Source organism: Oscillatoria nigro-viridis PCC 7112 (assembly GCF_000317475.1).
In the GTDB taxonomy this organism is placed as follows: Bacteria; Cyanobacteriota; Cyanobacteriia; order Cyanobacteriales; family Microcoleaceae; genus Microcoleus; species Microcoleus nigroviridis.
Map to the genome: position 1 here is coordinate 4,236,718 of NC_019729.1, position 16,349 is coordinate 4,253,066.

The window sequence follows — 16,349 nt, forward strand, 5'->3', positions numbered from 1 at the left end:
AGTTGGCTTTTGATTAGTTCAAATTTAGTAAGGGACATTTCTACCGTGCAGATTCGTGAAGTTGTAAAACAAGCTATTGCCGCTGGATATCTGAGTTTGGAAGCGGAAAATGAAATGCAGAATATTTTTTCCTCCGCTAAGTGTGATTTGGAAGATTTGAATGCTTTTATGAGCTTGCAGTTAGCTGCGATGGCGGGCCGCGTCAGGCAAGAGTCTTTGGAATTGATAACAATGCCAAGTTTTTCGGAGAGAAATTAATTTCTTTATTAAGCCATTGCTCGATATAAATATTAACTTTTCTAATTACTAAAAACTGGTAAGATATAATGGTTGGGCTGATTTATATTAATTAATCTAAAAAATATTGGTATTTTGGTTCAATGGGTGTTGAGCAAATTGACTAAAATTGAAAAAAATATTTAAATGAATATTTAAGTGGATATAGCCTTTCTCGGAAAGATGAGGTACTCTCGGACATAGGGAATAGGGCTCCGTGGGAATAGGCCTCCGCGGACATACCTCACCACGCTTGAGAACCGCTGTAGTGAGGACTCCATTCGTCCAAGGTCAGGCTGGGATGACCAGACCTGTCAAGGCGTAGTTAAAGTGTTTGCTTCGTAAAAGTTGAGCATTATTATTGAAATATTATGTATTGTTTATTCTCTATCAAATGGAGAAGATTTATCGATCGCCCCAAGCAGAGATTTCAAGCGTTTTAGCCACTTTGTAGGCGTTGCATAATTGCGGGGTGATTTTGATTGTTTTTTTGTGGAATGGGCTCTCGTAGCCCGAAGGCGTGTATTTTCACACAAGGCAGAACACCCCACAATATATTAGTGTCAACTTAAGCTTTTAGTCCGCTAGTCCTTCCGCTCACCCGCAGGGCGGTTTCATTCGACCTAGGGGCAATCCCTCGTGAAGAGCCCCATGTCCCAAATGCCTGTGAAATCGTCTGTGTGGGGGTAGAGATTCTTGGCACTACAAGAGTCAAAATCGCGATTTTCGTGAGCATGAAACCGCCCTGCGCTCACCCGGAAGTCCGCCAGGGAATGAATTCCACGGGGCTTATAGCGAAAGTCCTCGCTTCCGAGGACTGAAGAACTCATTAGTCCTCATAGCGAGGACTTTCGCTTTGAGGGAGGCTCTTGTTTCAACCCCTGCCGGAATAAGGTTTAAGGTTAAGTTGAAACCAATGCCCACAATAATCATCCTCAAATTGTGTAACCCCCTTTTTTCACCATCTTGACAGGTATGGCTGGGATGAGGGCCAACAATTTACGAGCAGTGATTAACTGGACTTGGTATGAAACAGCTAATATTATTTACCCTCAATCTACCGCAATAAAATTAGTTGATAGTGAGGAATTTAACCCTCACAACAATAGCTCGTACTTCCGCAGTCACTACAAAAGTTATAAGGGTTATAATACCAGATTTTATATCATCACTGAGACTATTTCCTACGACTCCGACGCTCTAACTCTTTAATTACTCTCAGAACAAACAGCGACATGAAAGCGCCAATTAATGCCATTTGCCACAACCCGCATCCTGCCGCAGTTCCTAAAGCTGCTGATACCCAAATAGCGGCGGCAGAGGTAAGCCCGTGAACTTCCGGTTTGCCTCTTTCCTGTTGATGTTGCAGCAGAATTTCTCCACCTCCCAAAAACCCAATCCCGGCAGCAATGCCTTGAATTACGCGCGCTACAGCATCTCCTCCGTTTTCATTTTTACCCATTGCCAGCGGCATTAAAACAAACAGTGCAGAACCCATACTTACTAGCATATGAGTTCTCAATCCCGCTGGTTTGTTTCTGAGTTGGCGCTCCCATCCAATAATTCCGCCAACAAACATGGCTAGGCACAACCTTAACAGTATGCCTAGCCAATTATCGGGAGACCACAAGTTAGCGATCGACAATGTTTTACTGCAAATAATTAATCCGAAGATTCCAATCTTAGCGGAGTACGATGTCCGATCGCAATCTCACTGCCAAATCTTGTTCCGGGCGAATCACGAGCACGTCAACGCTGCGCCGCCCCAACAATACTCCAGCTAAAGCGCCGATCCCAGCGCCTCCCAATACTTCTTCAGTCGCGATCGCTTTGTCGCCGGTAATGCCTGCTAGTGCTGCTGCTGCTGCTGCACCCAAGGCTGCACCTTGCGCCACTGAACCTGTGCCAGCACCTTTTTGGACTCTTTCGGTTCTGGTAATAATTCCTGAATTTCCGTCAATCCGATAGCGTTGGCGGCGGCTGATAATTAACTCTCTGGCAACAAATTGAGTACCACTTTGATTGCCTCTTCTGACAGGTTGCAGTGCCCCGACTATCTGGCTGCCTGCGGGGATTAATACTCTGCCTTGAGGTGTGCGGATGTCTCGGGCTACTGTTAAAGTTAAAGGTGCAGTTTCTTCGCGGGTGACAACTATTTTGTCTTTTTCATAGCTAACTGGAATTACACTGCCCGATGGAATTCGGATGCTATCAAATTGGGAAATTCGTTGTTGGGCTTCTGCGGGAGCAGCTACCACCAGCGGCGCGCTGGTTCCCACTGTAATGCCCAGTGCCAGGATTGCTGCTGTTGCTGAACGCCATTTTTGAGAAGTAATCATATAAATTGTCTCCTTGCTTCGGTTTTTGTTTACTTAGGAACGCACTACTGCTAAATTTGTTTCTGGTTTCGCATTCATCTGATATCTTGATTATGGCAGGCGGGAATTCTACAAGTTGGGAAGATAAGGTCGATAATCCAGAAGTTGAAAATTTGGAAAAATCGAGAAAATCCGCAAGACAGGGGCGATCGGGAAGATAAGGAAGATAGTCAACAGTCAGTCGATTTTAGATTTTAGATTTTAGATTTTAGATTTGACTGCACAGCCGGGCTCTGGAAGCTGGAAAGTAGGTGTAAAATATTTCGCTTGTCAGCAGTCCACAGTCAACAGTCAACAGTCAACATTCTACAATTAATTGTTGAGAGCGTTTAAAGCTAGCAATCCAGCACCGAAAGCTGGTTCGTATCGGGGCGAGATTACCTTAGCTTTTGGGGCGATCGCACTTATGGCCGCTTCAAACCGACCTCGGCAATTTGCCTCTCCGCCCCACACACCTCCTACGATCACAATTTCAAATTCTTCTGTTTGGTTAAATAGCGCTGAAATGGCTATTTTTGTTGAATAGGTTAATTCTGCCACAGCATTATTGATAATGCAGTCAGCGACGCGATCGCCCTCTGCTGCTGCTCGATCGACAATCGGCGCTAAAGCTGCAATTTCTTTGACTCCCCAACCGCGCCCGTAAACAACTTCTACCAATTCTTCTAGGTTATTGAGGCCTAAATGCGTTTGAAATTTTTCCGCAAGCACGGTAAAATCTTCGCGTCCGTCATAGAACTTCAAAGCAGCTTGCAAACCCTGAAGGGCGATGTTATATCCGCTGCCTTCATCGCCTAAAATATATCCCCAACCCCCGACTCGTTTAGTTTTCCCTTGACGGTTTTGCCCGAAAACAATCGAACCGGTGCCTGAAATAACGGCGATACCCACTGGATGGCCTGTACCGCCCGCAAGTGCGATCGCGCAGTCGCTGCAAATTACTATATTCCTGGGCAGGAAGGATCGGGTTACTGGTAAAGTATTCGTCAACTGCAAGTTCTGCACTACAAATTGCACTATTTCACGATCTTTTGGACGCCCGACGCCTGCTAGTCCCAGACCGATTGCTTCTATGTTGAGATTGCCTGCAGCCTCGACCTGAGCGGACAGAACTGCTCGTTCGATCGCCAATTGGATGGATTGTTTTGCTGTCTCAATTCCCAGGGTTTGATAATTTGACGGCCCGGCTTCACCTCGTCCTAAAACAATGTGGTTGTCGTCCATTAAAAGGCAGATAGTTTTAGTGCCGCCGCCGTCGATGCCGAATACGTAGCTCATGAATAATTTAGAGAATAATAGAGCAACCCAGATTCACAGAGATATCTCTATTCTACGCTTTGTACAATCCGATTAAATCGACAGAGCAATGCTAATAATAATTAAACCTAATAATGCTAACCAAACCAGATGGCGGTGACACCAATTTTTGAGCGATTGCAGCCCGTCGCGGCTGCTGTAAGGGCTCATCTGCGGCACAAGTGGCTCAGCTCGATCGTGATAAAGCGTGCATTCTTTGGCAAAGGGACGCTGCGGGTAGTTGCAAGTGTCGTCTGCGTGATAAATACAGGTAGTGCAGAGAAATTCTTCGGGTTTCGATCGATAAAGAGGGATACCCGGATGACCGAAAGCTTTGAGGGGGATTTTGCAGTGCGGACAGGCGAGCGCTCGGGCGTCTGCAGGTTGGTGACAGCGGGGGCAATCAGGCATAGACAGCAGGGTGATGGGGTAATGTGGTGGGTAGGCTCATTAGCGGGTTTTCCGAACGCCGAGAATGCGCGATCGCCTCGCCATGAGGCGACTGGATGATCCAAAATAGAAAGGTAGTTGTGCGCTGATGTAACTTTAAGTTTACAGATGGTTTCGCAGCGACAGCAGGCGAACTGAGCCGATCGGGTATGAAAGGGCAAACATTAGGAAAAATCTATGGATAACAATAGCAACTTACTCAAACAACTGGTAATGCTGGGCATTGGTACTACCTCGCTGGTGGCAGAGAAATTGCAGGAAGTGAGCGAGCAATGGGTCAAAGATGGCAAAATCAATCCCGATCAAGCCAAAACCTTTGTCGATGACATGACGGAGCACCTCAAGTCTGAACAGGGCAATTGGGAGACGCAGTTGCAGCGGCAACTACGGAATATGCTGCAAGATATGGGAGTTCCCCGACAGTCCGAAATGGATGAGTTGCGGGGAAGGCTCGATCGTTTGGAACGTCAGATGCGGGATTTAGAAAACCGTAACTGGCGCTGAGTTCGAACCTCTTCGTTGGCGCAGCCCCCGTAGGGGCGGGCAACGCTTACGCCCGCGAGGAGTTCGCTGCTATCTTGTGATAAGATTGTCATCCGAAGGCAGAAGGCTAAAAAAGGCACTTATGTAGAAGCCATTTATGTATAATTACAAACATTCTGACTTCATACTTTTGCCTTTAAAATTATCTGGTACCTGCCATTTTTTGGTGGAAAAGTTCAGATAAAATTTGGTAGTTCTTGTTGTACTAGATGTCTTAGATCTCTGAGATATCGCGGTTAAAAGTATTAGGAGGATTAATTTTGCGAGGAGTTCTAGTCAGCTTGGGAGTAATGCTGGTTTGCTTTGTGTTTTTGATAGTCGCTCAAATGGGCGGTTCTGGGTCCCAAGCAGTTGCAGCCGAATTGAACAATCTTTTACCCGAGACTGCTATTGAGAAGTTGTCAGCGCCGTCTTTAAATGAAGATAGCTTGCTAGTAGCTGATGCTACTTTACCGGAGGTACCAGCTACTATCGCTGGCAATAACATGACTGATAATACTGAGAAAACTGTCACCACAGATTCAGGTCTGAAATATGTTGAATTGAAAGAGGGTAATGGGGCGACTCCAAAAACCGGGCAGAGGGTTGTGGTGCACTACACTGGAACTTTGGAGGATGGCACGAAGTTTGACAGTTCGCGCGATCGCAATTCTCCTTTTGAGTTCAAAATTGGCGTGGGTCAAGTAATTAAGGGTTGGGATGAAGGTGTCGGTATGATGAAAGTTGGAGACCGCCGCAAGTTGATTATTCCCCCTGAACTCGGTTACGGCGCTCGCGGTGCGGGCGGGGTGATTCCTCCTAATGCTACGCTGATTTTTGATGTGGAATTGTTGAAAATCGCTGGCTAGGTAGTTCAATCTAATTCAACGTAAAACTTTTACGGTGTTTAGAAACCCGGTTTTTTTTAAGAAACCGGGTTTCTGTGTAATAAGCTGTTGGGCATTTAAGTTGTATTTTTCAGGCGGGCGAGACGCCCACCCACAATAATTTCATCAAAGTTGACTGTAAAATTTAGCTGCACCTGAGCTTATCGCGTCTGGTAAATTAACCACAATATTGGTAGTGGCAGGTTTCACCAACAATCTTCCATTCACATCGACAATATCTATAAACCCGCCCCCCACTTAATCGACAAAATTTTATAACGGCCAATTCAACGGACATAATATCAGCCCTAGTGGATTTACGATCGCTTCGGAGATGCCAGATTGCGAAAGCAGGTAAATTGGGCGTCGAATAATAGTTTGATGATTCCTGTGGGGCCGTTTCTGTGTTTGGTAATAATTACTTCTGCAATTCCGCGATCGGGCGAATCAGGGTTGTAATATTCATCGCGGTAGAGCATAATTACTAAATCTGCGTCTTGCTCGATCGAGTTGTGAACTATGATGTCATTAGCGACAAAATTATGCAGTGCAGGCACTGTTAAATCGTAAACTTCAGCTTCTCCATCAACTTCTATTGAGGCGATTTCATCCCAGTAAATATCGCTCTTCGATAAGAGGGCAAGTTCACCAGATTTAACAATTGTAGCTAATCTGAATGCTCGTTCCCGACCAAGGTTGTGTTTGTAAAGGGTTGTACCACAATATAAGTTGCCAAGCTGTGCTTGCATCTGGCGTGTAGTTAAACCAAATTGCTGCATAGCAGGAACAGCATACATTTTCCACACATCACGCGGTATGACATCTCTATTAGTATTGCTAGAACGAATTTCAATGTATTCTGCAATTTCTGTCAGAGCTTGCTGTTTGTAGTTACCTACTGCACCAATCAAGTGAATAAACTTATCTAAATCAGGTCTTCCAGTAACCCAAACTTGATGTTGATCTCGCCCTTTCCCTGGCTGGGGGCTTAAAAATAAGCGGGCATTGATACCCAGTCTGAGTAAGAGTGACTGAACATCTCTTGCCAATTTTTCGCTACTGGAAGCATAGTAAACACTAGGGTAATGACATTTACCCCTACCTGTTTTTATGCAACCATCAGTAGACCAGAGATGGCGTAAAAATAAAGCTATTGCTTCTTGAGGCTGCTCAAATATTTGATTGGGGACAAACTTCTGGTGAGAACGCATACCAAAAACACCTAAAGCATCTAGCCATTCAGTTACAGGATTCCTCACATTATGTGTGAGATGATAGGCGGCAGGAAGATAAACTTGATACCAATCACGTTCTTTACAAATACGAGGTATGATTCGCTCTCCAAAGACTTCTATTGCAAGATTTGCAACAGTATTGGCTAAATCTTCCTCTCTAGTAGTGTATTGAATAACGTGTCGAGGTAGAGTACATCCGTCTCCAATCATGTGTCCTAGCAAGGCTATTTCGGCATTGTCCATCGATTGGATGAAGGAACTTGATACGTATCTAGGTAGGGCAATGCGATCGCCTATTTTTAACTCGTCCAATCCCCGCCAGCCGTGAATGGTTAAGAACTTATGATTGCCAGTGGCTCTAATTGCCCGTCCCAAACGAGTTTGCAGTCGTAGTACAGGCTTAACACCTGTAGCAAAGGCATTGCTAACAACGGCTTTTTCTAACTGCATGGTGGCTTCATTGAGCGCCCAAACTGTGAAGCCTGATTTTCCTACTAATTCACGAATGGGTACGCGCACACCAGTATCTGCTAACATTACCAAACTATCACCTGTTAAGCAGCCGCTTTCTCTCAAATCAGACATCATCGGCCGCTTGTTTGTCCTGGCTTCCACACCCCGACTCAACTGAGATAAGGCAATAATCGGCACGTTGAGTTCGCGGGCTAAACCTTTAAGACTTCTGGTAATTCGAGATAGTTCTTGCACGCGGTTGTCGCTGGTACCTTCCATTAATTGCAGGTAATCTAGCAAGACTAATCCTAGGGTTCCGCCTTGTTCTGCTTGGAGGCGGCGGACTTTCGATCGTATTTCTGTGACGGTAATATTGGGAGTATCGTCAATAAACAGCGGCAGTTCTGATAAGTTGCCAATGGCTGTACTGATGGGTTCCCATTCGTTTTGACTGATTCTACCCGATCGCAATCGGTTACTTTCTATTTTGGCTTCGCTGGACAGGATACGCTGCACTAGCTGTTCTTTCGACATTTCTAAGCTGAAAACGGCAACCGGCAATTTTTGCTGTCCGGCGGCGATGTGGTGGGCGATGTTGGTACAAAAAGCAGTATTGTGAACGCAGATATCGTTAGCCACAAAATTGTGTGTCTCCGGGATAGTTAAGTCGTAAACTTGCTTGTTTCCCATCGGTTCGATAGAAACTATTTCATCCCAGTAAACCTCGCTATCTGCCAGTTGTTTCAGCCATAAATTATCTAAAGCAGTTGCTAAAACTAAAAATCTTTCCCTGGACAGCGCTCGTTTACCAACGTGGATATTTGAATGACCTTTGATACCTGCTCGTTTTGCTAAGGATGCCCAAGATTCGTTGCCTTTTGCTAATGCTAGGTATTCCCACGCCTCGACCGGAATTAAATCGCGGTTAGTTTGGTATTCTTTATTTTCTAAGGCTTCTTTTACTTTGAATAATGCTACCTCTTTGCCAAAAATGCCAATTTCTGATATGAATGTTTTGATGGATTTAGCATCAGCAATATCGATTTGCCAAGCTGGTTTACGAGTATTTTTGTATTTTACAGAACGCTTTTTGAGGGCGGCAATGATGCCAAATCTCAGCAGTAGATGCTGTACGTGTCTGGCTAGTCCTTCGCTGACAGAACAGTAGCCTAGTTGAGATTGACCGCTGCTAAGCACGGTTGCCCAGCCGTCTGTTGAAAAGAGGCGGTTGAGAAAAAGGGCAACTTGCGATCGCTCCAATTTAAAAACTATTTCTGGTACAGTTTTCTGGTGAGCATTTTTTCCCATCAGACCTAATTCTTCTAACCAGAGTCTCAGCGGGTTTTTATGCTTTGTATTAATAGCATCCATGTAACCTTCTCGATCGCCCATGACATAATATTCTGGTGTGCGTTTCCCTTGCTCGCGGAATCGCAGCTTCAGACCTCCGAAGCTAGTAGCAGCTTCAGCAAAATCTTGTAGTATAGCAGTATTTCCATTGGTGAACTTCGGCGCGCTGCGTGTCAAACACCCATCGCCAATTAGATAAGCCAATAACTTAACTTCACAGGATCGGATGGTTTCTTTACCAAAAACATTCATCCTGCGGGGGACAGCAATTTTATCGCCTGCTTGTATTTGGGCCAAATGCCGCCATCCCTTAATTGTTAAAAATGGGTGTGTAATTGTAGTTTCTATAAAACGTCCTAGTTTTGTTGTTACCCGAAATACAGGCTTAATTCCATCATCTATAAAAGCTGATGGTCTAGTTAGGTGAAATTGCCAATCTTCTCCTAATGTTAGTAATTCAGCTTGACGTTTTTGATAGATTTCTTCAAGGGTAACAAGGCTTCCATCGCTTTGTAGGATAACGGAATCATCTGTACAGCACTTTCCCATCGCCGGTCTAGCCGCAACGATGATTAAATCCGATCGCTGAAAGCCTCCTGTCATAGCATCTAAGTCATAGAAACCGCAGGGAATACCGGGAAGCGTGAGGCCTTCATTGCGATTTTCTAGGTCTTGAAATGTTTGGTTTAGCGTTTCGCCGATCGACACTAAATCCTGTTGCGGACGTTCTTGAGTTATGCTAAAAATTTCTTGTTCGGCGCGGTCTAAGACTGTTTCTAGCGGTGTTGCCGTCTCGTAACCTAATTGTACTATGTTGTTGCCAGCTTCGATTAATTTGCGGCGCTGATATTTGTCTTCAACTAAAACTGCATATTGGTCGATGTTGACGGCTGAAACTGTGCGATCGACTAATTGTGCTAATTTAGTTAGTCCTCCTACTTGCTCTAACTGGTTGCGGTCGGTTAGCGAAGTTGTTACCGTCATTAAATCGGTAGGTTGACCCTGTAAAAATAGCGCTAATGCCGATCGATAAATGACTTGATGAGCGGTGATGGCAAAAAACTCCGGCCGCAGAAGTTCGGCAATTCGGGAAATAGCTTCGGGGTCAATTAAAATCCCGCCCAAAATTGCTTCTTCTGCCTCTATATTGGTCGGCATCAAATCGCTCATTAGTCAATAGTCCTCAGTCAGTCGATTTTAGATTTTAGATTTTAGATTTTAGATTTTAGGTTTGAGGTTTGAGATTTTAGGTTTGAGATTTTAGATTTTAGGTTTGAGGTTTTAGGTTTGAGATTTTAGGTTTTAGGTTTGAGGTTTGAGATTTTAGATTTTAGGTTTGAGGTTTGAGGTTTGAGATTTTAGGTTTGAGATTTTAGGTTTGAGATTTTAGGTTTGAGGTTTGAGATTTTAGGTTTGAGATTTGAGATTTACTCTACAGATGAATCTGGGAGCTTGAACAAGAGCCTAAAATTTTAGGTTCGACCATCAGGAGCTTCGGGGCTTGTGTCCGTTTTTCCGGCGGGGTCATTAGTTATTATCAGTTTAAGCTTTTGTAGGAGTGCGATCTGTCGCGAACTCGCGTTTATATCTGACTTACGCTCTCTCGATCTCGCACTCCTGAAAAAATGCTTCTTCTTACTCTCTGGAGAGATGCTCCCGTGCTCAATCTGCAAGTTAGCGTTGCTGAGTCCTTACTTAGCAGTGCTTAGTTGTTAGCTAATGACTAATGACTAACAACTAATGACTGATGACTGATGACTCTTAATTACATCGGAACAACTTGAATATCAACTTCGGCGGTAACTTCTGCGTGTAGTTTGATTTCAGCTTTGTATGTACCAGTTTGGCGAATTTCGGGTAGGGTGATGCCGCGCCGATCGACTTCTTGACTGGTAGAGTTGAAAATCAGTTCTGCTACTTCTTGGTTGGTGACAGTACCAAAAATCGCGTCTCCTTCGCCAACTTGCTTGGAGATGATGAAAGGCCCGGCCGATTCCAGGGCGGTTTTGCGGACTTCAGCTTGCTGCTTGAGCTCTAGCTGGCGCAGTCTTTCTTCTTCACGGCGGCGCTCTGCTTGCTTGAGAATGCCCGGAGTGGCTCTAAATCCCATTCCTTGGGGTACTAGGTAGTTGCGGGCGTAGCCCGGGGCTACTTCTACTACGTCGCCAGCTTTGCCGAGTTTGCTGACATCTTTATTTAAAACTAATTGGACGCGCTTGGCCATGATCGTTGGTTGTGGGGTTTTAACTGCAACTTTTTATAATAGCGAAGTTTGAGGGGCGATCGCAAGGTTGACGGTTGACGGTTGACGGTTGACGGGCATAATATCTAACTGGCAAATTCAGTTGGAAATTCGCCAAACGGGGAGGTGCTGCTGTTTCAGCTTACCTAGCAAAGCGTCGCGCTCGCTCGCCCGCGAGCGATCGATCGCGCTACAGTAGCAACTAACTGGGTCGGATCGATCGGCTTGGCTAAGTGTTTGTCAAATCCGGCTTGCAAAACTTGGCGCTCGTTCGCCTCTCCAGCATAGGCCGTTAAGGCGATCGCCAACAACTGCCGATACTCAGGCGCAAGCTGAGTGCGGATGCGCTCGATCAACATATACCCGTCGATGTGCGGCATTCCAATGTCGCTGACGAGCAAATCCGGTGCAGTTTGTTCGATCGACTCTAGCGCCTCAGCAGCAGATGACAGGGAAATCACCTCTGCACCCGCTTCCTCAAGCACGAAAGCGACAAAATCTCGCGAGTCGAGTTCATCATCTACCACCAAAATTCTCAATCCAGCTAGCGGCAAGGATGAGAGATCGGGACAAGCAGCCCAATGACGTTCTTCCTCCTCCTGCCTTCTAGAATCATCATTTAATAGCGGTAATCTCACCGTAAACGCCGCTCCTTTACCAACTCCTGCGCTTTCTGCAAACACCGTTCCGCCGTGAAGTTCGACGAGTTGGCGGACGATCGCCAATCCCAGTCCCAAGCCGCCAAATTTGCGCGTTGTAGCGCCATCTTCTTGTCGGAAATGGTCAAAAACATAAGGCAAGAAATCTGGAATAATGCCTTTACCAGTGTCCGTGACTTGAATTTGAGCTTGGCGTGCGATTTGCACTAATCGAACTTCGATTCTACCGCCTTCGGGCGTGAATTTCACCGCATTTGATAACAAATTCCACACAATTTGCTGCAAGCGACTTGTATCGCCGAGAACTTGCCCGACATTGGGATTTAAGATTGTTTGGATTTGAATTTTTTTAGCTTCGGCTGCTAATTGCACGGTTTCCACAGCAGAGGGAATAATGGTTTCCAGATTCATCGGAGCAACATTCAATCTGAGTTTTCCTTGCAGAATCCGAGACACGTCAAGCAAGTCTTCGATTAATTGAGATTGCAGTCTGGCGTTGCGCTCGATCGTCTCAAAAGCCTTGGCACTTTGACTCGCGTTCAGCTTGCCGCCGACGAGCAGTTGCGACCAGCCTAAAATCGGATTCAGGGGCGATCGCAACTCGTGAGACAGCACCGCCAGAAATTCGTCTTTAATGCGGTTAGCTCGCTCGGCTTCCGCGCGGGCAGTTTGTTCTAATTGCAGAACCATATCGCGCTCAGTTTCCACTTGTTTGCGCTCTGTAATGTCGATCACAGAGCCGATATAACCCTCAAATTGTCCGCTTTTGGAAAATCTGGGAGCAGCCGCATCGATCGCCCAAGAATATCCGCCATCCTTGCGCTGGAGGCGATATTCCACGCTGTACGGTTCCTGGCGTTCGTTGGCGGTCAAAAATGCCTTTTTTGCCTGTTCTCGGTCTTCTGGATGCAGCGCGTTTACCCAACCCAATCCCAAACCTGTTTCCTCAGTTTGACCTGTGAAGTCATACCAGCTTTCGCTCAAGAAAGTGCAATAGCCTGTGGAGTCTGTTACCCATACCTTAAAAGGAGCATTGTTAGCCATATTGCGGAATCGTTCTTCGCTTTCTTGCATCGCTGCTTCTGCTTGTTTGCGTTCTGTGATATCCCGACAGACAATCACTCCGCCTTTGATTTGGCTGCTAGCATCCACTACCGGATAACCGCTGATACTGATCCAGCGGCCTTCGGAATCTTCGCGCCGGACAAATACCTCTACATCATTGACATATTCACCTTTGATTGCTCTGGCTAGAGGTAGTTCAGCGTCGGGGAAAAAGGTTTTTTTGTCTGCCAAAAATAGTCCGTAGGTGCTCGACCATTCCTCACAAGATTTTTCATTCGATAGCTGACCGAATATTCCTACGGCGGCTCGGTTAAACAACACAAACTCCCCTTGTTGGTTGGCCAAAATCAAGCCATCACCAATGCTGTCAATGATGACTTGCAGTAACTTAGTTTGTTCTTGCATAGCGACTTCGGCTCGTTTGCGATTTGTGATGTCGCTGGAGATGCCAATCAGGCCGATGACTTCTCCCGCCCGATCGCGGTAGGGAGCTTTCATTGACACGAATGTCCGAATGCCATCGGGAGATTCTTCGACGACTTCTGTTTTGCCGGATTCCATAATGCGCCGATCGTTTTCCGAGACTGTGGCTCCAAGTTCTGCTATTGGGTAGAAATCGCGATCGCGCCGCCCAATTACTTCAGCAGCAGGTTTGCCCAGTACGTCCAGCGTGGCTGGATTTGCATAAATAATCCGTCCTTGTCGATCTTTGACAAAAATTGGCGTGGGCGCTGACTCGTTAATCAGATTCAAAATCGCATTCTTTTGCCGCAGTTCTTCTTCAGTGCGTTTGCGCTCGCTAATATCGCTCCAATAAGCGGTAAGTCCTTCGGCTGCAGGATAGGCGCTCACTTCTATATACATCTGGAGCGACGGGGAAAACTCTTCAAATTTGACAGAAACTTGCTCGTTAACGACTCGATGAAATTCTTGAAATACCCTCGAATTCGATTCTCCCTCGGCGGGGAATAGCTCCCAGATCGATCGACCTAACAAGTCGTTTCTCGATCGAGAAAGCAGTTTTTCAGCAGTGGAATTAACGTAGGTATAGCGCCATTGTGCATCGATCGCCATAAAGGCATCGGTAATACTTTCTAGAATATTGCTGATTTGCTGGGAGGCCTCTGTGAGCGCCAGTTCAGCGTTTTTGCGCTCGGTGATGATTTCGCAAAAAATCATGCTCCCGCCAATCTCGTTGGTGTTGGTTCGCCAAGGGTGAATTTCCCAGCGCACCCAGTCGATCGAGCCATCAGGGCGGGGAAACCGATCTTCTTGGCAGGTTTCGACTGCTCCCGCCAGACAGCGCTGGTGGATTTGTTTCCAACGATCGGGCAAATTGGGAAAGATGTCGTAGTGCGATCGGCCCACAATGTTTTCAATGCCGAGCCCGTAACTTGCCAGCCAGCGGTCGCTCACCAGCATATACTGCATCTGGCGGTCAAACATCGCCACCCCCGCAGGCGAATGTTTGACGAACAGCCGCAGTTGCTCTTCCTGTTGTCGCAAAAGATTCTCCGACTGTTTGCGAGCGCTGATGTCTTTGAAAAGTACGGCGACTTTTCGGCTGTGCGGCTCAGGAGTGCGGAATGCCGAAACCTCAAACCAGCGGTTCATGGCTTCCGAGCCATGCTCAAAGCGCAATGGTTCCCCCGTGAGCGCGACTTTGCCGTACACCTCAAACCAATAATTTTCGTGTTCTGGAACGAGCTGTCGCATCGTTTTCCCCGCAGCTTGTACGAGTCCGGTTTGTTTCTCGAAGGCCGGATTGATTTCTAAAAAGCGGTAATCGATCGGCTTTTCGTTTTCGTCAAACAGCATTTCGATGACGCAAAAACCTTCGTCTAGCGACTCAAACAAAGTGCGGTAGCGTTCCTCGGAACGGCGCAAAGCAGCAAGAGCTTGTTTGCGATCGCTAATATCCATACAGCCCGCCACACAGCCGCGAACTGCGCCCTGTTCGTCAAATAACGGCACGGCATTCACCAACCAATCAAAGGCCACCCCGTCCTCGCGCACCATTTGAATTTCCACATCTCGCACTGCGACGCCTTTCGCCACGGCTAGTTGCATGGGCAGTTGTTCTCCCGGAATTTCCTGTCCGTTGCGGAATCGTCGAAACGGAAGGGCTGCGGCTTGCTCTCCGGTTCCAGAAACATTGGTATCGGGCGGCACTATCAACATCGACTGGGCAAACCGGTTAGCGCGAATTACTTTACACTGTGGGTCGTCTGCGATCGTAATGCCAACGGGTACAGCATCAAGTATCGATTGCAGTTCATTAACTCGTCGCTCTAGTTCCTGGTTGAGCCGGTGAATTTCTTTTTGGGTAGCTTTGCGTTCGGTAATTTCATGCACCGTCACATTCACGCCCAGAACGCGATCGTCCTGGGCCCTCAGCGGATAGAGACTCAACAGCCAATCCTGTTCTTGTTCTGGCTGTGCTGAGTTCGTCCTGCGAACTTCGAGCTGTTTGAGAGGAACTTTAGTTTCAATAACTTGTCGGTAAAGCGGCTCTAAATCATCTGCCATTTCGGGCAAGATTTCGCGCAAGGTTTTACCGATGTGGGCGGCGGCTGGAACTCGGTTAATTTCTGCTAGCAGATCGTTGATGCGGACAAACCGCAACTCAGTATCGACGAAGCAAAGTCCGATCGGCGCGCTAGCATAAATCGCCTCGATTTCTGCGAGTTGTTGCTGCACAGTTTGCGCTTGTTTAATAAAAGCAGCCCGAGCCGCTTTCTCCTCGGTCACATCTTGAAAATAAACGGCAAGTCCCGAGGCGATCGGATAGGCTCGTACCGCATACCAAGCATTGAGCGGCGGATAAAAAGATTCAAAACTAACTGTAACTTGGAAGCTCGCGGCGTGGCGATATTCCTGTTCAAACAAACTGCCCACAGATTCGGGAAACTCTTCCCAAATGATGTTGCCAATCACCTCTTGCGGGAGTCGATTCAGCCACCGCGCCGCTTGCGAATTGAGGTAGGTAAATCGCCAGTCTCGATCCAAGGCAAAGAACCCGTCCGAAATACTTTCGAGGGTGTCTGACAGTTGTGGCGCGGGTGCGTTACAGACTGGTTCGGGCTTTTGTTGAGCGATAGGAGTGAAGGTTGTTACTACCGCATAGGGAGTCGATCGATCTCCCTGAAATAAAGGTTGAGAATTGAGCGTCAACCAAATCAATTCTCCCTGTGGCCGCTCAAAGCCCATGATGACATTTAAACATGGTTGCCCGGTTTGCAGCGCCACCATCGCCGGATGCGTCTCGCCGGGAAAATCCGAGCCATCTTCACGCAGAGTCTGCCACCGACTGTTGATTGAAGTGCATAAGAGCATCTGTTGTGCTGTCATCCCCAACAGATCCTGGGCGTGACAATTGCAGCCCTGAATGCTACCGTCTGCCAATTGCAGAAGCATCCCTACATCGGTTGGCAAAGGCGCGGCTGGGTAGAACACTTTGTTAGAATCCGTTGAAACAGATGGGTCCATTTTTGGTTGGGGTTCAGTATTGCGTGGGTTTTGCATCGGTTTCTAAC

10 protein-coding genes are annotated in these 16,349 nt (G+C 46.8%); 3 read left to right on the forward strand and 7 right to left on the reverse strand.

The genetic code is table 11. From position 1 onward, the window contains the following. Positions 1 to 45 precede the first annotated feature (45 nt). Positions 46 to 258, forward strand: a complete 213-nt coding sequence (locus OSC7112_RS17825) for a hypothetical protein (protein ID WP_015177215.1) — start codon at positions 46 to 48, stop codon at positions 256 to 258. Positions 259 to 1,453: 1,195 nt separating this feature from the next. Here the strand turns inward: OSC7112_RS17825 and OSC7112_RS17830 are convergent. From OSC7112_RS17830 to OSC7112_RS35875, 4 genes are all read right to left on the reverse strand, one after another. Next, positions 1,454 to 1,855: an MgtC/SapB family protein gene (locus tag OSC7112_RS17830; protein WP_190274229.1), complete on the reverse strand. Its 402-nt coding sequence runs from the start codon at positions 1,853 to 1,855 to the stop codon at positions 1,454 to 1,456. A 103-nt stretch (positions 1,856 to 1,958) separates the two neighbouring features. Next, positions 1,959 to 2,615 carry a hypothetical protein gene (locus tag OSC7112_RS17835; RefSeq protein ID WP_015177219.1) on the reverse strand — a complete coding sequence of 219 codons (657 nt, stop codon included), beginning with the start codon at positions 2,613 to 2,615 and terminating at the stop codon, positions 1,959 to 1,961. A gap of 351 nt (positions 2,616 to 2,966) precedes the next feature. Next, entirely contained in the window at positions 2,967 to 3,932 is a 966-nt protein-coding gene (locus tag OSC7112_RS17840; protein ID WP_015177220.1) for an N-acetylglucosamine kinase, read from the reverse strand. 72 nt (positions 3,933 to 4,004) lie between these two features. Next, a complete protein-coding gene (locus OSC7112_RS35875) occupies positions 4,005 to 4,361 on the reverse strand; it encodes a hypothetical protein (protein ID WP_015177221.1) in 357 nt (118 codons plus the stop codon). Positions 4,362 to 4,577: 216 nt separating this feature from the next. On the opposite strand from OSC7112_RS35875, the gene OSC7112_RS17850 reads away from it, so the two are divergent. After that, complete coding sequence (locus OSC7112_RS17850; RefSeq protein WP_015177222.1) at positions 4,578 to 4,904, forward strand: phasin family protein; 327 nt, start codon at positions 4,578 to 4,580, stop codon at positions 4,902 to 4,904. A gap of 299 nt (positions 4,905 to 5,203) precedes the next feature. Then, positions 5,204 to 5,791: an FKBP-type peptidyl-prolyl cis-trans isomerase gene (locus tag OSC7112_RS17855; RefSeq protein WP_015177223.1), complete on the forward strand. Its 588-nt coding sequence runs from the start codon at positions 5,204 to 5,206 to the stop codon at positions 5,789 to 5,791. Between the two features lie 335 nt (positions 5,792 to 6,126). Here OSC7112_RS17855 and OSC7112_RS17860 read toward each other — a convergent pair whose 3' ends face one another. The 3 genes from OSC7112_RS17860 to OSC7112_RS17870 all read right to left on the reverse strand — a co-directional run bounded on the left by OSC7112_RS17860 (position 6,127) and on the right by OSC7112_RS17870 (position 16,338). Continuing rightward, a complete protein-coding gene (locus OSC7112_RS17860) occupies positions 6,127 to 10,017 on the reverse strand; it encodes a replicative DNA helicase (protein WP_015177224.1) in 3,891 nt (1,296 codons plus the stop codon). Positions 10,018 to 10,612: 595 nt separating this feature from the next. Next, positions 10,613 to 11,071 (reverse strand): 50S ribosomal protein L9, encoded by a 459-nt coding sequence (gene rplI / locus OSC7112_RS17865; RefSeq protein WP_015177225.1) that lies wholly within the window; start codon positions 11,069 to 11,071, stop codon positions 10,613 to 10,615. A 164-nt stretch (positions 11,072 to 11,235) separates the two neighbouring features. Further along, positions 11,236 to 16,338, reverse strand: a complete 5,103-nt coding sequence (locus OSC7112_RS17870; RefSeq protein WP_015177226.1) for a PAS domain-containing protein — start codon at positions 16,336 to 16,338, stop codon at positions 11,236 to 11,238. Positions 16,339 to 16,349 lie beyond the last annotated feature (11 nt).